We start from the raw sequence: 19,845 nt of genomic DNA on the forward strand, positions 1-19,845 counted from the left end.
TCTCCCCTTTTCTGTCTCGATAGGCGGTATGAAAGGTGGCGTCGCCAATCAGCCCATGAGCAGGGCCCGCAGACTCTCCACATCCAGCCCGCGCACCTCGGACTGGCCGCTCAGCAACCCATCGGCCAGCGCCCGCTTCTCGTCGTGCAGGGCGACAATCTTCTCCTCCACCGTCTGCTCGCACACCAGCCGGTACACGGTCACCGGCTGGGTCTGGCCCATCCGGTGCGCCCGATCGCTCGCCTGATCTTCCACTGCCGGGTTCCACCAGGGATCGAGGTGCAGCACGGTATCGGCCTGGGTGAGGTTGAGACCGGTGCCCCCCGCCTTGAGGCTGATGAGAAACAGCGGCACCTCCTCATGACGAAAACGCAGGATGGAGTCCTGACGGGACTTGGCGGAACAGCCCCCATCCAGATAGCAGTAGTCCCAGGACTTCTGCTCGATGCGGGCCCGCAGCAGGCTCAGCAGATCGACAAACTGGCTGAACACCAGCACCCGATGACCGCCGTCGATCGCCTCTTCCAGCAGGGCCATCGCCTCGTCCAGCTTGCTGCTGGTTTGCGACCACTCGGGCATCACCAGCTCCGGTGAGCAGCAGAGACGGCGCAGCCGGGTCAGGCCGCTCAGCACATGCATCAGGGCGCGCCCATCGGCGCTCTGCACCTGCTGCACCACTTCCCGCCGGGTCGCCTCGTAGAGCTGACGCTCCTCGGGGGAGAGGCTGATGTGGTGGATGATCTCGGTCTTGTCCGGCAGCTCGGTCAGCACCTGCTGCTTGAGACGACGCAGGATAAAGGGGCTGATCACCGCCCGCAGCAGCGCCATGTGCTGGGGATCCTTGACCGCCTTGCCAAAGCGACGCTTGAACTCGCCAAGGCTGCCGAGCAGCCCCGGGTTGATAAAGGTAAAGAGGCTCCACAGCTCCCCCAGATGGTTCTCGATGGGGGTGCCGGAGAGGGCGAGGCGAAAATCGCCGTCGAGCTGGAACAACAGCTTGGCGCGCTGGGTACCGGCGTTTTTGATCTGCTGCGCCTCATCGAGCACCATGGAAGACCATCGGCGGGACTTGAGCGCCTCCGCCAGGCTGCCGAGCATGCCGTAGTTGATGAGGATCACCTGACCAGCCTTGGCCTCGCGAATCATCCCCTCCCGCTCGGCCGGGTTCTCGAACACCACCACATCCAGCTCGGGGGCGAAACGGGCAACCTCCTCCTGCCAGTTGGTGACCACTGACTTGGGCACCACCACCAGCGCAGGGCCAAGGTGCTGGCGCATCCGCAACACAATCAGCGCCTGCAGCGTCTTGCCCAGACCCATGTCATCGGCCAGACAGGCACCAAAACCGTGATGGGCCAGGGTCGCCATCCAGCGCACCCCCTCTTTCTGATAGTCCCGCAGGGAGGTGAGCAGCTCGTCCGGGCACTCGACCTCCTGCTGCCACTCCTGCTGCAGGGATTGCCACGCTGCATCCCCTTCGGTGGTAATGACCGAGAGCAGGCGAGTGAGCGGATAGGCCAGCTTGTTGTTGATGCGCTGCTCTTCATCGAGCATGGCCCCCAGCATGGTGAGCCGCTCCACCAGCTTGTCGCTCAGCATCAGGCTGGTCTTCTCGTCGAGCTGAACGGTGCGCTGCCCCGGAGTCATCTGGCGCAGAATAAGGCGCAGATCGAGGATCTGGTGCTCATCAAGCGCCAGTGCCCCTTCGACCTGGAACCAGTCCTGCCGCCGCTCGATGCGCAGGCTCAGGGCCGCTTCATCGAGGCTCTTGAGGCGAGCGCTGTCCTGATGCCAGTGAATGACCACGCCGGCATCCACCAGCTCGGGCAGGGCATTGACCAGCGCCAGCGCCTGCTCCCCCTGCAGCAGCCACTCGCTGCCGGGCAGGCCGATGGGCAATTGATTGCGCAGCAGCTGGGCCTGCAGCTTCTCGGCCGCGAGGTCGCGCTGCCAGTAGTGGTACGCCTTGATCCCCTGCCGCACGATCGCCTCCCCCTTGCCAAGGGGCTGGGGCGGCAGATCCTCAAAGCGGGTCACCAGCTTGACCGACAGCTGACCATCCTGCCAATCCAGTTGCACCGAAGGAATGCCCGGCCAGGGAGCCAGTTCGGCGTTGCCGCTAAGCCCCGCAACCTGACTGTGCCAGGGCAGCTCGGGAATAGCGTCCAGGGTGCGTTGCAGCTCGGCCAGCCCCTCGGCGGGCAGCAGCGGGATGGATTCGAGCGCTGGCAATCGGTCGAGCAGCGGCTGCGGGGTGAGGATCAGCTGCCACAGATCCTGCGCCAGCGGCATGATATGGGCCCCGCGGGCGGCCGCATCGGGGCAGAGCTGCGCGCTCATCCCCTGCTCGGTGGCCACCACCTGCAGCAGGGGGGCGCTGATGGCCAGTTGCAGCTTCTGCCCCTTGGCGTTGAACAAGCGGGGGTGATCGGCCAGCGGCGCCCAGACATCCCGCGGCAGTCGTCCCATCACCCGTGGCAGGGTGCGAACCAGTGCCCAGTCGTGCTCATCGAGCATGGCGGCATATTGGGTGGAGAGCAGGGCCGGATCGACCCGGCGACCGGCGGTCCACTCCCCCTTGGTACTCAGCTTCTGGATCTTGCACTCCAGCTCGGGGCCGTCGGCATGGAGCAGCCACACCAGCCGCTCCTGCGGCTTGCGTACGCCACTGGAGCGTCCCAGCCCCTGCAACCAGTTGAGCCAGCTGGCAGAGGCCGCGGTTTTATCCTCGTCCCCGTCATCATCCTGCTCGTCACTGCCATCTTGCGTACTCTCCTCACTACCGCGCAGCTGGCAAAGGGGGGCCCCTTTGGCCGCCTCGCCCAACAAGATACGCAGCAGATCCTGACAAAATGCCATCAGGCGATGATGGGGCTCGGCATCGAGCAGATGGGAGAGATCCCACTTGTGCAACATGGCTACCTGCGGGCTCTGGGCACCGTGACGGGCCAGCGCGCAGAGATCGAGCCAGAGATAGCCCCAGTGGAGCTCCTCCACCGGCAGTTGCAGGGTATCGAACAGGCCGACCGCCTGACCGTGGCGATCACCCGCCCACTGGCTGAGCAAGTCGGCAAGCAGGGGGAACTGACCGGTCAGGCTGCGCTGCCACTTCTTGCGCTGTTCGCTGGCAATGACGGGATCGGCCTGCTGCAACCAGCCAAGCCAGAGCAGGGCGCTGAACGAACGGGGCCACTGGCCCACTTCACCCTCATCGGTTGCCTGCCACTGGCCCAGCGCGGTGAGCAGTCGCTCGCCAAGCGGGCCGCTCTGGTTCTGCTGGGCCAGCGCCTGTAGGGCCGGCCAGCCGGGGGCGGCATCCTTGTCCTCGCCGGTTGGCGATGTGCTCTCGCCATCCCCACAGAGCCAGCGCCACTCCGCCTCGAACGCTTTAGCCCGGGCCTGCACCTCTGGGGCACAGCGCACCAGCGCATTGGCCAGCGGCCAGCGCTCTTCATAGGGGGCATCGAGCAAGAGTTGCAGCGAGAAGTGCTCCAGCAGCAGTTGCTGCCAGGCGGGGCTGGAGCCCGCCAGCAACTGGTGAGCGTCCGGGGTATCGAGCAGGGTGAGCAGATCGCTGGCCGAGAAATAGGTCGGGATCTCCCCCGCCTTGCCGCGGCAGAGCTCGCGCACCACCGCATGGGTGAGATCCTGCCCGGTCAATGAGGGCACCCGGCTCCAGTCAGGCGCCGGGCAGAGACCGGCACGCACCCCCAAGATCAGCGCCAGCGTCCCCTCGGCGGTCAGGCTCCACTGCTGCTCCCCGCGCAATCTGACCAGTCCTGCATCCTGCAATCGGGTCAGTTTATCGATCAGGGCATGGCCTATCGCCAGTTGTTCTTGCAGCAAACGGGTACTGGCAACGCGCTGCAATTGCAGGGTGGCGAGCAGGGCATAACTATCCGAAGAGAGGGTGGACGCAGACATCAAGACTCACGGGCAAGTGCAAAAGCGGAATTTTAACGGTAAAGCGCCAGCGGCTCGACCCTTTACCGTGAAATAACTCAAAAAAAAACGGCCATCCATGATGGCCGTCGAAAGTAACGAAGGAAATAGCCGGATCATCCGGTTACCTCCCACAGCGGGAAAATCGGGAGCGCTAGCCCCTAATTCGTGGAGCCAATGCTAGAGGTTGGCGCCCGAAAAAGCTTTGAAGCGGATCACAGTTGAAAAGGATTTCTGAAAACGGTTTCAATTTTTGGCGGCAAAAAACCATGATTTCGCGCCAAATGAGCCATGTCCCCACCCCTCCTGCTCACCCGGTACAAGCGGTAGAAAAACCTATAACGGTCGCTTGTCGAACGCCCCTGTGCGGGCAGCTGTCAGCTGTATAGCTTCACCATAACCTGCCGCCCGCAGGCTAGATTTCAGGGCAACCGGGCATGGCCGAGATGGGCCAGGAGAGCACGAATCGGCTCCCTCCCCTTCCGGTAGATTGGCAAACCGCGCTGCCACCGTGGGCCTCTGCAATCGCCTTGACCACGGCGAGTCCGAGTCCGCTGCCGCCGCTCTTGCGCGAGCGTGACGGATCTCCCCGACGAAACGCATCGAAGATACAGGCGGCGACCTCCTCGCTGATGCCAGGCCCCTCATCTTCCACACTCAGGACACACACTCTCTCCGAGCGATACAGCCGCACGGTCAGCAGGCCCGGCAGCGCGTGCTTCTGGGCATTTTCCAACAGCGCCATCAGAGCCTGACGGATACGAAACAGATCGCAGCAGACATGAAGTTCGCTATCGAGCTCCCGCTGCAACACAAATCCGCTCGCCGCCAGAGGGCTGGCAAACGCCTCAAGCACCACGGCAAGCTCGTCGGCCAGCCTGACCTCGGTCCGCTGCAACTCCAGATGGCCGCTGTCGTTGAGGCTCAATACCCGCAAATCCTCGATCAGGTGATTGAGCCCCTCTACCTGACGCAGCAACCCCTCGAAGAGTTCGCTACTGGGAGGAAATACCCCTTCGGCCAGCCCCTGCAAGCGGCCGCGCAAAATGGTCACCGGAGTGCGCAATTCGTGGGCGATGGCGGCATTCCAGAACTCCCGCTCGCGGGTCATGCTCTGCAGCCGCTCGGCCATGGCGTTGAAGTCGCGCACCAGTTGCGCCGTCTCCCCGATCGCCTGCTCATCCTCCGGCACGCGGGCATCGAGTTTGCCCTCGGCCACCTCGCGCAGGCTGGTTGCCACCGAGTTGAGGGGAGTCAGGATGCGGCGAGAGAGGCGCACCGCCACGTACAGCGCCATCCCCAATGCAATGAGAATGGTGGAGCCGATCCAGATCATCTCGACTCTGGAGGGTACCCAGGTCTCGGAGATGCTGCCCGGCACAAACGCCACGGCGATGCCATAAAACACATAGGTGCCGATCACCGCGAGGGAGATGATACCAAGCGTCATCAAGCCCAGAGAGCGGATGATCTGCCTGCGAAGGCCGGGCGCCGATTTCATGCATCGCCCCCGAAGCGATAGCCAACGCCCCAGACACTGGCGGGGACCCCCTGAATGCCGTGTGTCTCCAGTTTTTTGCGCAACTTGCTGATGTGGCTATCCACCGTACGCTCCTGGGTATCCCCCTCCGGCAAGCAGTGAGTCAGCAGTTCGGCGCGGCTGAACGCCCGTTTCGGCGCCCGCATCAAAGAGGCGAGCAACTTGAACTCGGTCAGGGTCAGCTCCAGCACTTGCTGCTGGTCATCGCGGAAAATGCTGGCCTCGTGGCTCTCCAGATCGATCTGAAACTGGCCGACCCGCAGCACGTTCGCCGTGGCAGGCTTTACGGCTCGGGTGCGTCGGAGCACGGCCTGCACTCGCGCCACCACTTCGGCCGGATTGAAGGGTTTGACCACATAGTCATCCGCCCCCATGCGCAGCCCCATCAGCTTGTCGAGATCCTGATCGAGGGCGGTCAGCATGATCACCGGCGTATCGCCGCGCGCCCGGATCTCGCTGAGCACCTGCCAGCCATCCAGTTGCGGCATCTGCACATCCAGCAGCAGGAGATCGGGTTTGAATGCCTGATGCATGACCAGCGCTTCACGGCCATCGGCGGCGTGCAGGGAGCGCAAGCCATGACGTTGCAGGTAAGCGGCGAGGATGTCGGCGATCTCGGCTTCATCCTCTGCAATCAGTACCAGTGACTGGCCCGCCGGGCTGGCGGGAGCATTGAGATGGGACATAGTCGGACTCGAAAAAAGGTGGCGTTGAACTTTATCATCGCCTCCATGGATTCTCCACAAAGCCTCGAATCATTCGCAATAGCCCCTCGCCATAATGGCCGCTCGATGCACTCTTCGGTCACATCACACCGGAGAGACGGTTTAACGAGGTGAGTGGATGAGGTTTGTAAAACAGCGGTATGCGGGCGCCCTGCTCGCCGTCATTGCCGCATTCGGGTTGGCGGGTTGCGATGTCGCGCCGCAAGAGCAGGAGGCTCCCGCCCCTCCTCAGGTGTCGGTGCTGACATTGACTGGTCGGGAGCTTGTCATCAGCGAGGATCTGCCCGCCCGGGTAGTGGCACTGCGCAGCGCCGACATTCGCGCCCAGATCAGCGGTATCGTGCAGCGCCGCCTGTTCGAGCAGGGCGCCGAGATCAGCGCAGGCACAGTGCTGTTCCAGATAAACCCGGCCCCCTTCAAGGCCGATGTCGACAGCGCCGCCGCCGCATTGCAACGGGCCGAGGCGGTGCTGGCCCGCGCCCGCATCCAGATTGACCGCCTGAAGCCGCTGCTTCGCACCGACGCCATCAGCCGCCAGACCTATGACGATGCGATCTCCCAGCGGGATCAGGCGGCTGCCGATGTAGCCCAGGCCAGGGCGACTCTGGCCCGGCACCAGCTGAACCTGCAATTTGCCAGCGTGGAGGCCCCCATCGCCGGGCGCATCGATCAGGCGCTGGTGAGTGAAGGGGCCCTGGTGTCGCCCACCGATGCCACACCCATGGCCCGGATCCAGCAGATTGATCAGGTCTACGTCGATGTGCGCCAACCGGCCTCGGTGCTGGAATCCCTGCGCCAACAGGCTGGCTCAACGGCACCGGAACTGGCGGTGGAGATCCTCGGCAGCAATGGCACACCGCTGGGGATGCAGGGGCACATCCTCTTCTCTGGCATAGAGGTCGATGCCGGGACCGGCGACGTGCTGCTGCGGGTGCTGGTGGACAATCCCGAGCGGCGGCTGTTGCCCGGCCTCTATGTGCAGGCGCGCATCCCCCGTGCCCGCTATGCCAACGCCCTGACCGTGCCCCAGCAGGCGGTAGTGCGCACATCGGGTCAGACCAGCGTGTGGGTGGTGGATGGCCAGGGGCAGGCACAGCTGGTTCCGGTCAATACCGCTGAACTGGTGAATAGCCAGTACCGCATCGCGTCTGGGCTCAGTGCCGGGCAACAGGTGGTGATCGAAGGGATCGACCGTCTGACCCCGGGGGTTCAGGTCATTGCCTCCCCCTGGCAAGCACCCGCTGTCAGCCAACCGGCTGACGGTGGCATTCGCTGAATCGGAGAGTTATCCATGCCGCAGTTTTTTATCCATCGCCCGGTGTTTGCCTGGGTGATCGCCCTGTTCATCGTGCTGGCAGGGGTCATCGCCATCCCCAAGCTCCCCATCTCCCGCTATCCCTCGGTGGCGCCGGTGTCGGTGACCCTCTATGCCACCTATCCGGGCGCCACGCCGCAGACCTTGAATGATGCGGTGGTGAGCCTTATCGAGCGCGAGCTGTCGGGAGTGAAGAACCTGCTCTACTTCGAGTCCTCTGTGGACGCCTCGGGCAGCGCGCAGATCACTGCCACCTTCAAGCCGGGCACCGATCCGGAGCTTGCCCAGATGGACGTGCAAAACCGCATCAAGGCGGTCGAGCCTCGCTTGCCACAAGCGGTGCGGCAAACCGGCCTGCAGGTGGAGTCCGCCTCATCCGGCTTTCTGATGATGGTCGGCATGACCTCACCGGATGGCCGCTTCAATGAGGTTGCCCTCAACGACTATATGGCACGCAATATTGTGCAGGAGCTGCGCCGCATCGACGGGGGGTGGACGAGTGCAGTTGTTCGGCGCCGAGCAGGCCATGCGCATCTGGGCAGATCCGGCCAAACTCGCCGCCTACGGGCTGACCATCGGCGAGGTGGCACAGGCCATCGAGCAGCAGAACATCCAGATAGCACCGGGGCGCCTCGGTGATGAACCCGCCCTGCCGGGGCAACGCCTGACGGTTCCCCTCACGGTTCAGGGGCAGCTGACGACCCCCGAGGCGTTCGCCACCATCGTGCTGCGAGCCGGTGGTGATGGCGCCAAGCTGGTGCTGGGTGATGTCGCCCGGGTCGAGCTGGGGGCGCAATCCTACACCTTTTCCAACCGGGAGAACGGCGTGGCTGCCACCAGCACCGCCATCCAGCTCTCCCCCGGCGCCAACGCCGTGCGTACCGCAGATGCGGTGCGCACCCGTCTCGCCCAGCTCGCTCCCACCCTGCCGGCGGGCATGGCCTATTCGATCCCGTTTGACTCGGCCCCCTTCGTCAAGGTCTCCATCGAAAAGGTGATCCACACCCTGCTGGAAGCCATGGTGCTGGTGTTTCTGGTGATGTTTCTCTTCCTGCAGAACCTGCGCTACACCCTGATCCCGGCCATCGTCGCCCCCATCGCTCTGCTTGGCACCTTCGCGGTGATGCTGCTGGCCGGTTTTTCGATCAACTCCCTCACCATGTTCGGCATGGTGCTGGCCATCGGCATCATAATCGACGACGCCATCGTGGTGGTGGAGAACGTCGAGCGCCTGATGGCCACCCGGGGGCTCACGGCGGTGTTCCTCCCCATGGCGTTTGGCAGCGGCTCCGTGGGGGTCATCTACCAGCAGTTCACCCTGTCGATGGCGGTGTCGATCCTCATTTCGGCCTTCCTCGCCCTGACCCTGACGCCTGCGCTCTGCGCCACCCTGCTGCGTCCGGTCAGTCCGGATCATCATGAGAAGCGCGGCTTCTTCGGTGCCTTCAACCGGGGTTTCGAGCGGTTCACGACAGGCTACGATGCGCGGGTAACCCGGCTGGTCGGGCGCAGCGGACGGATGATGGCAACCTTTGCCGCTCTCTGCGTCGTACTGGCCATCGCCGCCGCCCAGCTGCCCTCCTCTTTCCTGCCGGACGAGGATCAGGGCTACTTCATGACCTCCATCCAGCTGCCAACCGGCGCCACCAGCGAGCGCACCCTTGAGGTGGTCAAGGCCTTCGAGGCTCACGTAGCCTCTCGCGAGGCGCTGGACACCAACCTGGTGGTGCAGGGTTTCAGCTTCTCCGGCGCAGGCCCCAATGCCGCCATGGCCTTCACCATGCTCAAAGATTGGGATCAGCGTCATGGCGCCATGGCAGCCGAAGAGGCAGATCTGGCACAAGCAGCCATGGCAAATATTCCTGAAGGCACGGTAATGAGCCTGCTGCCGCCCGCCATCGACGAGCTGGGCACAGCCTCCGGCTTCACCCTGTTCCTGCAAGACAGAGCCAACCGGGGAGATGCCGCGCTGCTGGCCGCTCAGGCACAACTGCTGGAACTGGCCGCCAAAAGCCAGGTAGTCAGTGATGTGTATCCCGACAATCTGCCTCCCAGCGAGAGCATTCACCTCGAGATCAACCGACAGAAGGCCGAAGCCATGGGACTCTCGTTCGCCAGCGTGAGCAGTACCCTGTCGGCCGCAATGGGGTCGCTCTACGTCAACGACTTCCCCAACGGCGGGCACATGCAGCAGGTCATTCTGCAGGCCGACGCGTCGGCGCGCATGCAGCTCGATGATGTGCTCGCCCTGCGGGTACGCAATGCCAGCGGCGGCATGGTCCCCTTGCGGGAGGTGGTGACACCGGAATGGCGCGAATCGCCGCAACAGATGATGCGCTTCGATGGCTTCCCTGCCGTGCGTATTGCCGGAGGGGCAGCGCCCGGCATCTCCAGCGGAGCGGCGATGGCGGAGATGGAGCGTCTGGTGGCGCAATTGCCGCCAGGCTTCGCATTGGCCTGGACGGGACAATCGTTGCAAGAGCGCCAGTCGGCCGAGCAGGCCCCCCTGCTGATGCTGTTGTCCGCGCTGGTGGTCTTCCTGGTGCTGGCGGCACTCTATGAAAGCTGGTCGATCCCGCTCTCGGTGATGCTGGTGGTGCCGCTGGGCCTGCTCGGTGCTGTCGCGGCCGTGATGCTGCGCGGCATGCCCAACGACGTCTTCTTCAAGGTGGGCATGATCACCATCATCGGTCTGTCGGCCAAGAACGCCATCCTCATCGTGGAGTTTGCGCGCCAGTTGCACAGCGAAGGGCGCTCACTGCTTGATGCGGCTGTCACTGCTGCCCGCCTGCGCCTGCGCCCCATTCTGATGACGTCGCTGGCCTTTACTCTCGGTGTGGTGCCCTTGATGCTCGCCAGTGACGCCAGCGCGGAGACCCAGCACGCCATCGGCACCGGCGTGTTTGGCGGCATGATCAGCGGCACCCTGCTGGCCATCTTCTTCGTGCCGGTCTTCTTTGTCTTCGTCATCGGCACCCAGGCGCGCATTCAGGTCTGGCGGGCGAAGCGAGCACAGCACCGATCATGCTGACCGATGCGCAGGTTTGCTGGCCCTGGGGAGGCGATGATCATGCAGTGCATGCCTAGCACCATTCTGCGTTCCTTCGAAGATGATGAGCGCGCCATGGTGCCGGGCCCGTGGTTCATGGCCGGTGCTGCGGGGCGACCCTATCGCGGGTTACCTCTCCGGGGTTTGTAACCAGCCCTCCGTCGCCGGTTCATCCTTGGTCTTCTCCAAGATTGCGATCTGCTATCTGGCACAAGGGAATTGCACCATCCCGAGTCGGTGCTGACCCAGCAGGAACCCGGCCTCAGCGTCGCTCTGACGGCCGACTCCCTGCATCATCGACTGCATGTTGTCTGCCATCACCAGTCAAGGCTAGACACTCCTGATGCTTGAACCGCTGGAGAGGCCCCCGCAAGGTTGATGACAGCCTGGATCTCATTCAGCACACCATGAAATCGAAATCAATCTAAATGTTACTCAGAAATCGACACATCGCAATCACCTCAGACACATTGCTGATCTACTCCAATATTTTCCCTCTGATATTCAGCCTCAAGAGAAAAACAAAATAAACTATAAAAAACAATGAAATGAACTATTTTCGTTTAAAGGTGACTCTTTTTTTCGCATCCCCTCCGCTGGTCATAAGGACACATTTTCTGTGATTTGAAACACAAACTTTGATCATCACAGGGGATAAGCATTGCTTTGGAAATCGATTTCAAGAAAATGAGCTCAGTATGATTTGCTTTGACATCGATTGCATGATGGCAGTTTGAGTCTCGACAATTCATCGTGATGGACATTTTCCCATTGATTGGAGTGGTCAGTATGAATGCAACAAAAAAAGGACTTTTAGCAACATTGATCGCCGCAGCCTTGCTCGGCGGATGTGGCGGTGAAGAGAACATTTCTTCTAGCAACGGCAGTGAAACCCATCCGGGTGAAACGCTTCCTGGTGAAACACCTCCAGGCGGTGAAGATGGCGTATTGTTGCTGTTTGGTGTTGGAGCGAACGCAAAAGTCACCCCCAATATTCAGTCGGAGAAGGATAACTGGAACCTGCAGCCAGTCACGGCTACTCCTGTCGCCATGACCAGCATCAGTGCTGTGCTCATCAACAATGCTGGTACCGATGACACCGCCGATGTGCAGGTAGCCGGTGACGGAGATGGCACCTTTATGCTCAAATCCGCCACCCCTCTGAACCTGAGCAAATACGCTTCCGGTTTCATCGAGTTCCAGCTGCGAACCAAGAGCAAGGTGCCGGAAGTGCTCAATGCCTCCATCGACAACGAGTATCCCAACCGCAGCAGCCTGCCCATTGCCAGCGCCCTGACCGGTTCCGGCAACTGGGAAACGCTCACTCTGCCCATCAACTGCATGAAGCCCTTCCCCGGTGCCAAGGCCGTCAACCTCGCCACTGTGGGCACACCGTTCCACCTGGCCACCAAGGAAGCCTTCAACTACGAAATCACCAACATCAAGTACCTGCTCACCACCTCAGCCAAGCCCGTTGTCGACCCGGTCACCTGTGAAGCGCCTGGCGGCGCTACCGACCCTGGAACCGATCCTGACACCAATCCAGACACAGGCTCCGGCGTCAACAATGCCCCCGCGCTGGTGGCCACCGATGCCGCACTCTACTACTCCGGTGACAAGAGCCAGGCCCAAGACCGCAGCGCTGATTACCCGGCAGCCAGCTTCGGCGGCACCCTGACCGATGAAAACCAGGTCATCACCATGGACCTACCAGGCAATGGCGCCGCCTTCCTCGGGACCGACAGCGCCAATGGGGATCTCTCCGCCTATCAGGACGGCGTCATGCTGCTCGACCTGAAAGTCTCCAGTTACGGTGACTCCCCCAACATCCAGATCCGCATGGACGGTACCGCAGGCCCAGACTTTGGCACCTTCTTTACCATGGACAGCAACATCGTGCCCGATGACGACACCTGGTACCGCTGCATCCTGCCGGTTGCCTCTCTCATTCCGGCGGCCAACACAGGCTCAGTACAAAAGGCGCTCTACCTGAGCGGGGCCTGGGACTCCATGGCCGGTCTGCGCTTCGCCTTCACCAACGTAGCCCTGAAAACAGCCATCCCGGCAGACTTTGACAGCAATCAGCCCTGCCAGCAGATCAAGTGATAAGGCATTGAATCTTCGAGAAATCGATTGAAAATAATTTTCTACGGATTGGAGCAATAAGATGAAATTGAAGTCACTCGCCTTGTTTGTCGGGGCATGTTACGGGCTAGCAGTGCCCGCCGTATCGAATGCCGCCGAGAGTTTTGGCTTCCACGGTTATATTCGTGCTGGTTCAATGTTTGACGCCAAGGACAACTTCGCCAAGGCGGGGTACGAATATGAGATGGACAAGACCATGGGGCGCCTGGGCTCCGAGCTGGACAACAGCTGGGAAGCGGGTCTGAACAAGTTGTGGGATCTGGGCAACAACAAGTCGGTCAACATTCACTTCAAGGTGGAGTCCGATGCCGATGGCCTGCAAACCCGTGCAGCACCTCGCGAAAGCGGTGTGTCAGAAACCTATGTGGAGCTGGGTGGCATCACCCCGACCGGGACCATGTGGGGTGGTCTGCGCTATTACGACCGCGAGAACTACATCTGGACAACCGACTATTTCTACACGGACTACTCGGGGACCGGCGTCGGCATCAACGCCATGGAGATGGCGGGTGGCAAGTGGGACTTTGCCTATATCAACAGCAACGACACCAGCCACTCCGACCGCGCCAATGGCACTGAAGCCACCATGCACACCCTCCACACCAGCGCCCTCTACGGTGCCTGGGACATGGAGATCGCACTCAAGCAGATGCCCAGCAACGAATTCACCGGCGACAACAAGCAATATGCGACCAAGGGGGCAGAAGGAACCGTCATTTATTCCCGCGACGACTTCTTCTTCATGCCGGGCGGCTTCTCCAAGTTCATCGCCCAGGCAGGACGTGGACTGGGTTCAGGCGACTTGCTGGGGGCCAACCTGACCAATACCGCCATGTATCGCAAGGGCTCCCTGTATCAGAAGACACTGCAGGACAAGGCGGATGGCTATAAACCCTACCAGTCCAAGGTGATGGAAGGCGATCAATCCTATCGCCTCTTCCTCTGGGGTGGCTGGTATGGCGCCAATATTCATCTGCTGCCGACCCTCTCCTACCAGTACAACGACTACGAGCTGGGTGGCCATGACTCCTGGTATGCCGCATCTCTGCGCCCGGTATTCCCGATCAATGAGTTTTTCTCTATCCAAACCGAAATCGGTTATGTGAAAAACAATTTAACCATCGATAGCATCGATCGTGGAAGCACTTCGCACAAGGTCAGTATAGTGCCGACATTTACGGTCAATACAGGCATGGGGCCGTCACCGGAGATCCGCATTCTGACGACCTATGTCGATCACAACAACGAGACCCCCTGGCAGGAAGACCGGGAAGATTTCCTGGTCGGTGTGCAGGCGGACATGTGGTGGTAGGTTAGGTCGCGATACTTATTTTCACTATAATCTCGGGTCCCTTGGGGGACCCGCATTGCATACGAGGAAACACGATGAAGGGAACGAAACAGTGTCTGCCTTTCCTGGTCAGTCTGTTGATGGCCGGGTGCGTCAGTAAAAGCCCGGAGCATCCGCCAAGATCGGCCACCTCCGACTTGCAGCAGCAGCTTCAACATGACCGAGAACAATTGTCGGGCAAAATGGCGATCGCGGCATTCAAGGATCTTCGCTTCCAGCCCTTCGGGCAAGAAAGCCGTTGGGTAAATGTGGGTACTGACAGCCCAGTTTACGCATTCGATTCGGGCAAAAGCTATGTGATGGCATTCTCATTGCCCGCTTTCCCCCAAGCTGCCCGCGTCAAAGTAACCATCCCAATCGACTATACCATTTTTCTGCCCAGCATCCTGTTACTGGACGAGAATCACCACCCCGTTCAAACCATTCCCAGCTCCTCTTTCAGTTATAACGGCCGTTCATTAATTTCAGGACAGAACATCCAGGGAGAATTTACCATTCCGGCCCCCATCGGCAGCGTCCGAGCTGCCTATATGGTGATCTATTCTACTACTCTGGATATGCAAGGCAGCACCAGGCTCAATCCTGACGATCTCCAGCGCGCAATGCAATATGATCGCTCCACGGATGTCGCCCGTCTCATCAATGTGGAAGTGCCCCATTCGGCCACCGGACGATTATATTTGGCACTGGACGCAGAGGCTGCTGTAAATGCGACACCGAACGCAAAAACCATATCGCCCGTGATGATCACAGCAGATAAAGCGCTAGGTGAACTGGATTATTATCAACATATTCGCACTGCGGTTGTGAGCAAAAACTACGAGCAGGCTCTCGCCTGGGTCAAGGCCGCCGAACAGGCCGGTTTTACCAAAGCAAGAGAGGTTTTTTTTGCCGCCCAGCAGTAGTGGGCCCCTCAATCTGAGGCGAAGCATCATTGCTTGTCACCACCAAGGGAAAGGGTTATCCTAACCCGCTGATTTATTGAGAATATATTCTTGTAATATTGGTTATAGCCAAGGGTTTTCACAGTCGAGTACGGAGGGCGGATGTCGAAGTCAGCTCAGGAGAAAAAAGCCACTGTCTATGATATCGCCAGACGAGCCGGTGTCTCGGCAAGCACTGTATCCCGGATATTAAACGGCTCGGCCAAAGTGGCCGCAGATAAACGCCAAGCGGTTGAAGATGCAATTCAGGAATTGAATTTTCGTCCCAACCTTATGGCACAATATCTGAAAACGGGTCAATCCATGACCCTTGGGGTATTGACTCAACATGTAGAGAGTCCATTTTCCAACGAAATGTTGCGTGGTGTTGAACATACCCTTCAGGGCATGGAGTATGTGCCGCTGATTGTCAGCGGTCACTGGAATGCGGAAGAAGAAGTCGAACGGTTGCGCCTGCTGGTAGCTCGTCGGGTCGATGGTCTTATTATTTTGACCGGCCACGTAAATCAACAAACGCTGCTCGAGTTTTCACAGCAAATACCCATTGTTGCCACTGGCCACAATATCATGACCGAGCGGGTACATTCCTTCAGCATCAATAATCGGCTGGGTGGCTACATGGCAACTCGCTATTTATTGGATCTGGGTCATCATGACATCGCCCACATTGTCGGCTTACCGGATCAAAACGATGCCATCGAACGTCATCATGGTTATCGTCAGGCCTTAGTCAGCGCGGGAATCGAATATGATCCATCCTTGGTCATCCAAGGGGATTTCGCCGAGGCTGGTGGCCTGAATGCAGTGAAGAAACTGGTGCAGAGTGGCCGGAAATTCTCAGCCATATTCTGCGCCAACGATCAGACCTGCTACGGGGCTATTTTGGGGCTCAAGCAGTGCGGCTTAAGGGTACCAGAGGATGTTTCACTCATTGGTTTTGATGACCTGCCATTCTCTACCTATTCCAACCCGCCATTGACCACGGTACGCCAGCCCATCTACGAGATGGGGGTCAAAATGGTCAAGACTCTGTTGGGTTTGATCGAGGGCACGGAGCCAAACTCGGACGAACTGCCCGAATTGAGCATTGTGGTGCGTGATACTACACTGCCGTACAAAGGATGAATGTCGACTGGGGGTTTTTCCCTGCGCAGCATCCGCTCAAAGCGGCCTTCGGGCCGTTTTTCTTTTGTCAGCCGCCTGTCCAGCGAGCGACTTGTCCTTGTCGCATCTTCCACCTTGTCTCTCTGACGTAGCACAGACTCCACACACAACCCGGCGTACCTCTTCTACCGGCCCCTCAATCCGGCTGGCTCCATAAAACCAGCCAGAGCCTGGCAATGACAACCCGATGACATCTGCCTACAAACCGGCCTGATGGAAAAAGGCGCCTGAAGGCGCCTTGAAGAGTCTGCTGATCGCAGCGGGGGATTGCCCTGTGGGCGTGTCCACCGTCAAGGCGCAGCGAAGGGAGACTCCGTCCCGATAGCTGTGCTGGTTGCCAGCGTGGGAAGATGCTCGTCCGCCTCACAGAGACGGGCTCTTTTTGCCGTCTTCTGGGGGAGATACCAGCTTGCCAACCCCTGCTGGATGCGCGCGGCGGCCGCTTCCGGCGTCATGGTGCCGAGCACCACGGATTGCGATACCTCCGCAAGCTCTGTGGTAAGCAATGGCTCACCCCGGGTGAGGAACTGCGCCCCCAGACGCAAGGTGGAATCGCAGGTATCCCGCCAGCCCATCATGGTGCTCGCCACCGGTTCCTTGAGCTCGAAGAAGTGGTTGGAGAGGGAGAAAAAACCGGGTACCGAATTGGAGAAACGCTCGGCAAAGTCGGCGCTTGCCATCCACTCCACCAGTTTCAGGGCGGCCTCCTTGTTCGGGCTGGCGGCATTGATGCCGATCCCCATGTCGGTGTGATCGGTGAAATAGCAGGTGTCCCCCTCCCGCGCGACGGGGGGCGGGAAGGCACCAAAATTGACCTTGCCGGTGAACTGGGCCAGCGACCAGGAGCCCGCCACTATCATGGCGGCCTTGCCCGCAGCAAAGGCATCCACCGCCTGTGCTTCGGTGGCATCGGCAGGATGGTCCCCTATGTAGGGCCGCCAGCTCGCCAGCTCACGAAACGCCGCCACATAAGGGGCATCGGTCACTCGCGCCTGACCGTTGATCAGCGCCAGGCGGCCATCTTCCCCATGCCAGTAATTGGGACCGATATTCTGATAACCAAGCTCGGAGACCACCCAGCTGTCGTGAGCCGCCAGTGCCAGCGGCAGATAGCGGCCATCCTGCTTCACCTTCTCCAGCACGGCGAAGAAGTCGGCACGGGTTCGCGGCAGTGTCAGCCCAAGGGCGTTGAAGATATCGACATTGAAGTAGAAACCCTGGATCACGGAGGCAATGGGCAGGCAGAAGGTCTGGGCCCCGGAGTCGGTCTGCCAGGCGGCCTTGGCAAAGCTCGGGAAGTTCTCCATCCCGGGCAGGTCCGTCAGATCCAGCAGATGCCCCTGCTGGAACAGCCGCAGGGACTGATCATAAGGGCGGCAAGTGATGAGATCCCCCGCCTTCCCCGCCGCCAGCCGCTCGGCAAGCTCCCGATCGTAATCCGCCGAGCGCTGCGAATGCAGCTTAAGGGTGATCTCGGGATGGATCGCCTGAAAACGGGGCAGAAACTGCTCCTTCCAGAGCGCCTCGTCATCCACGCGCCAGGTTTCCAGCACCAGCTCCTGGGATACCGCCGCCGTACTCAGCCCCCAGACCAGCAGGGCACTCACAGATTTCCACATCGCCTCTCTCCTACACCTTGAAACGGGCCACCAGACTCTGCTGCTGGCTGGCCAGCCCCGACAACACCTCACCACTGCTCGCCGATACCCGGGACGCCTGCTCGGTCTCGTGAGCCACGTCTGCGATGGCCGCCACATGCTGGGCCACTCCCTGACTCACCGAAATCTGCTCCGCTGCGGCATAAGCCATGTGATCCGCAATCTCCTTGATTGCCTCCATACGCGAGGCAATCCGCGTGAGGGCACTCTCAACATCCCGAGTCTGCTGCACACTCAGCTCAGTCTGCTCATGGCTCTGGGCCATCACGTTCGCCACATCGCGGGCGCATCCCTGCAGGTTATCGATCATCACTTGGATCTCCTGAGTCGCCCCTTGTGAACGGGTAGCCAGCGCCCGCACCTCCTCGGCCACCACGGCAAAACCCCGCCCGGCCTCCCCGGCACGGGCCGCTTCGATGGCCGCATTGAGGGCCAGCAGGTTGGTCTGTTCAGCCATGCCACGGATCACCTCAAGAATGTTGCCAATGTTGCTGCTGTAGCCTTCGAGCTTGCGGGTGATCGCCATGGCCCCGGCGATGTCGGTCGCCAGTTGCTCGATGCCATCCCGATTGGCCTTCATCAGATGACGTCCGCGCCGGCTCTCGTCATTGGCCTCACCCACCTCCCGACGAACATGATCGCTCGAGCGCGCCACTTCGGTCGCACTGGTCTCCAGCTCGAAGATGGCGGCCGCCACCTGATCGGTCTGCGCCTTCTGCGCCTGCACCTGCGACATCACCTGCTCGCCGATCTCTGCGGTCTTGCGCGTCTCGCTCACCAGGTACTCAGACCCGGTCTGGACCTCCATCAGGAGCGTCTTGGTGTGGTGGGCCAGCTGGTCGATGGAGTTCGCGACCTCACCAAGCTCGTTCCTGGCGGGGTAGCGAACCCGCAGCGTCATGTCCCCTTGTGCCATCAGACCGAGAACCCGATTGATCCGCACCAGCGGCACCTGGATGCTGCGGGCCGTACTCCAGGCAACAATGAGGGCGATGAGCACGGAACACAGGGCCACCATCACGATCCAGGTGCGGGCGCTGTCAACCGCGACGTCGGCACTCAGCCTGTCCTCCTGCATGCTCTGGTTGCTGATGGCGATAAGCCTGTCCAGGACCTCCCCCAGTTGCTGGCTCTGCGCCTCCTGCTGTTCACGCAAGCCATGGAGTTGCTGGCTGATTTGCTGACGGCGCACCAGGGTGGCAATCAGCCCCTTGTCGCCAAATACCAGCTGGGGAATGCGCGCCACATGGCGGATGAACCTGGCCTTGACGTCATCGGGGACAACAATCCGCTCCAGACGCTGGTTCGCAATGTCGATGTCTTTGGCCAGCACCCCCTGTAGCGCCACCAGATCCGTGTTGTCGTCGGCACGCAGGATCAGCTTGAGATCCCGTGCAATACCGCTGGTGATGAGCTCCGCCTTGTTCTGCAAAGAGCGCCGCCCCGCCGTGTAACGCACCAGCAGGTCCGCCGCCGAACGGTAGTTGTCGTCCAGGTGCAGCAGCTCGCTCCGCATCCGTGCGAGCACCCGCTCCAGCTCGACCGACTCTTCGTGCAGGCTCATCAACTGCTCAGAGATGGTAAACAGCCGGGGGGCCTGGTCGGTGACCCGGGCGAGTTGCCGCTCACTCTCGGTATCGAGCGTCAGGGCCGCGAATGCCTTGATGTGCTGCTCATAGCGGACCTTGTCATGGGCAACACGCTGACGGGACTCGGGGAACGCCGACGCCTCCCGGATGGCGAGATGCGCCAGGCTGTCCCTGTCAGCCATCAGCAACGCGGCGCGCAACCGGCTGGCGGTCAGGGCCTGAGGCGTCGCCTCCTCGGTCACCTGCTGGAAACGACCGTGAATGGAGGTCGTCTTCAGGTAACTGATGGCCCCGAGCAATAGCAACAGGACCAGCAGCAGCGCAAAGCCCAATCTGATCCGCTGTACGATCGACATCCTTTTCTCCCACCTCTCCCTCCGCATCGGGGCGGAGCCGGTTATCAAGGCACCAGGAGCCCGACAG

Annotated in this window: 10 protein-coding genes and 1 pseudogene; 6 read left to right on the forward strand and 5 right to left on the reverse strand. The window is 60.8% G+C overall.

The features are described from left to right. Window positions 1-48: 48 nt before the first annotated feature. From ACTG2S_RS15120 to ACTG2S_RS15130, 3 genes are all read right to left on the reverse strand, one after another. Window positions 49-3,924 carry an SNF2-related protein gene (locus ACTG2S_RS15120; RefSeq protein WP_439830110.1) on the reverse strand — a complete coding sequence of 1,292 codons (3,876 nt, stop codon included), beginning with the start codon at window positions 3,922-3,924 and terminating at the stop codon, window positions 49-51. 433 nt (window positions 3,925-4,357) lie between these two features. Further along, the gene (locus ACTG2S_RS15125) at window positions 4,358-5,443 is read right to left on the reverse strand and encodes an ATP-binding protein (protein ID WP_439982762.1); all 1,086 of its coding nucleotides are present in this window, start codon (window positions 5,441-5,443) and stop codon (window positions 4,358-4,360) included. Further along, entirely contained in the window at window positions 5,440-6,168 is a 729-nt protein-coding gene (locus tag ACTG2S_RS15130; protein ID WP_151287274.1) for a response regulator, read from the reverse strand. The genes ACTG2S_RS15125 and ACTG2S_RS15130 overlap by 4 nt, the downstream gene beginning before the upstream one ends. 157 nt (window positions 6,169-6,325) lie before the next feature. Between ACTG2S_RS15130 and ACTG2S_RS15135 the strand changes: the two genes are divergently transcribed. The 6 genes and pseudogenes from ACTG2S_RS15135 (at window position 6,326) to ACTG2S_RS15160 (ending at window position 16,136) form a co-directional block, all read left to right on the forward strand. Further along, entirely contained in the window at window positions 6,326-7,483 is a 1,158-nt protein-coding gene (locus tag ACTG2S_RS15135; RefSeq protein WP_151287275.1) for an efflux RND transporter periplasmic adaptor subunit, read from the forward strand. 15 nt (window positions 7,484-7,498) lie between these two features. Then, window positions 7,499-10,553 (forward strand): annotated as a pseudogene (locus tag ACTG2S_RS15140) (efflux RND transporter permease subunit). Between the two features lie 807 nt (window positions 10,554-11,360). Further along, the gene (locus tag ACTG2S_RS15145) at window positions 11,361-12,677 is read left to right on the forward strand and encodes a putative glycoside hydrolase (protein WP_139729614.1); all 1,317 of its coding nucleotides are present in this window, start codon (window positions 11,361-11,363) and stop codon (window positions 12,675-12,677) included. Between the two features lie 61 nt (window positions 12,678-12,738). Then, window positions 12,739-14,028, forward strand: coding sequence for a carbohydrate porin (locus ACTG2S_RS15150; protein WP_240037874.1), 1,290 nt, complete (start codon window positions 12,739-12,741; stop codon window positions 14,026-14,028). Window positions 14,029-14,102: 74 nt separating this feature from the next. Beyond that, entirely contained in the window at window positions 14,103-14,972 is an 870-nt protein-coding gene (locus ACTG2S_RS15155) for a MalM family protein (RefSeq protein ID WP_123172738.1), read from the forward strand. A gap of 141 nt (window positions 14,973-15,113) precedes the next feature. After that, a complete protein-coding gene (locus ACTG2S_RS15160) occupies window positions 15,114-16,136 on the forward strand; it encodes a LacI family DNA-binding transcriptional regulator (RefSeq protein ID WP_042084009.1) in 1,023 nt (340 codons plus the stop codon). 329 nt (window positions 16,137-16,465) lie between these two features. Here the strand turns inward: ACTG2S_RS15160 and ACTG2S_RS15165 are convergent, their stop codons facing one another. Next, complete coding sequence (locus ACTG2S_RS15165; protein ID WP_123172737.1) at window positions 16,466-17,794, reverse strand: ABC transporter substrate-binding protein; 1,329 nt, start codon at window positions 17,792-17,794, stop codon at window positions 16,466-16,468. Between the two features lie 10 nt (window positions 17,795-17,804). Then, on the reverse strand, window positions 17,805-19,778 hold the full coding sequence (locus tag ACTG2S_RS15170) for a methyl-accepting chemotaxis protein (RefSeq protein ID WP_162517274.1): 1,974 nt from the start codon (window positions 19,776-19,778) through the stop codon (window positions 17,805-17,807). Window positions 19,779-19,845 lie beyond the last annotated feature (67 nt).

The sequence above is a fragment of the Aeromonas sp. 82P genome (assembly GCF_051919365.1).
Lineage (GTDB): Bacteria > Pseudomonadota > Gammaproteobacteria > Enterobacterales > Aeromonadaceae > Aeromonas > Aeromonas veronii.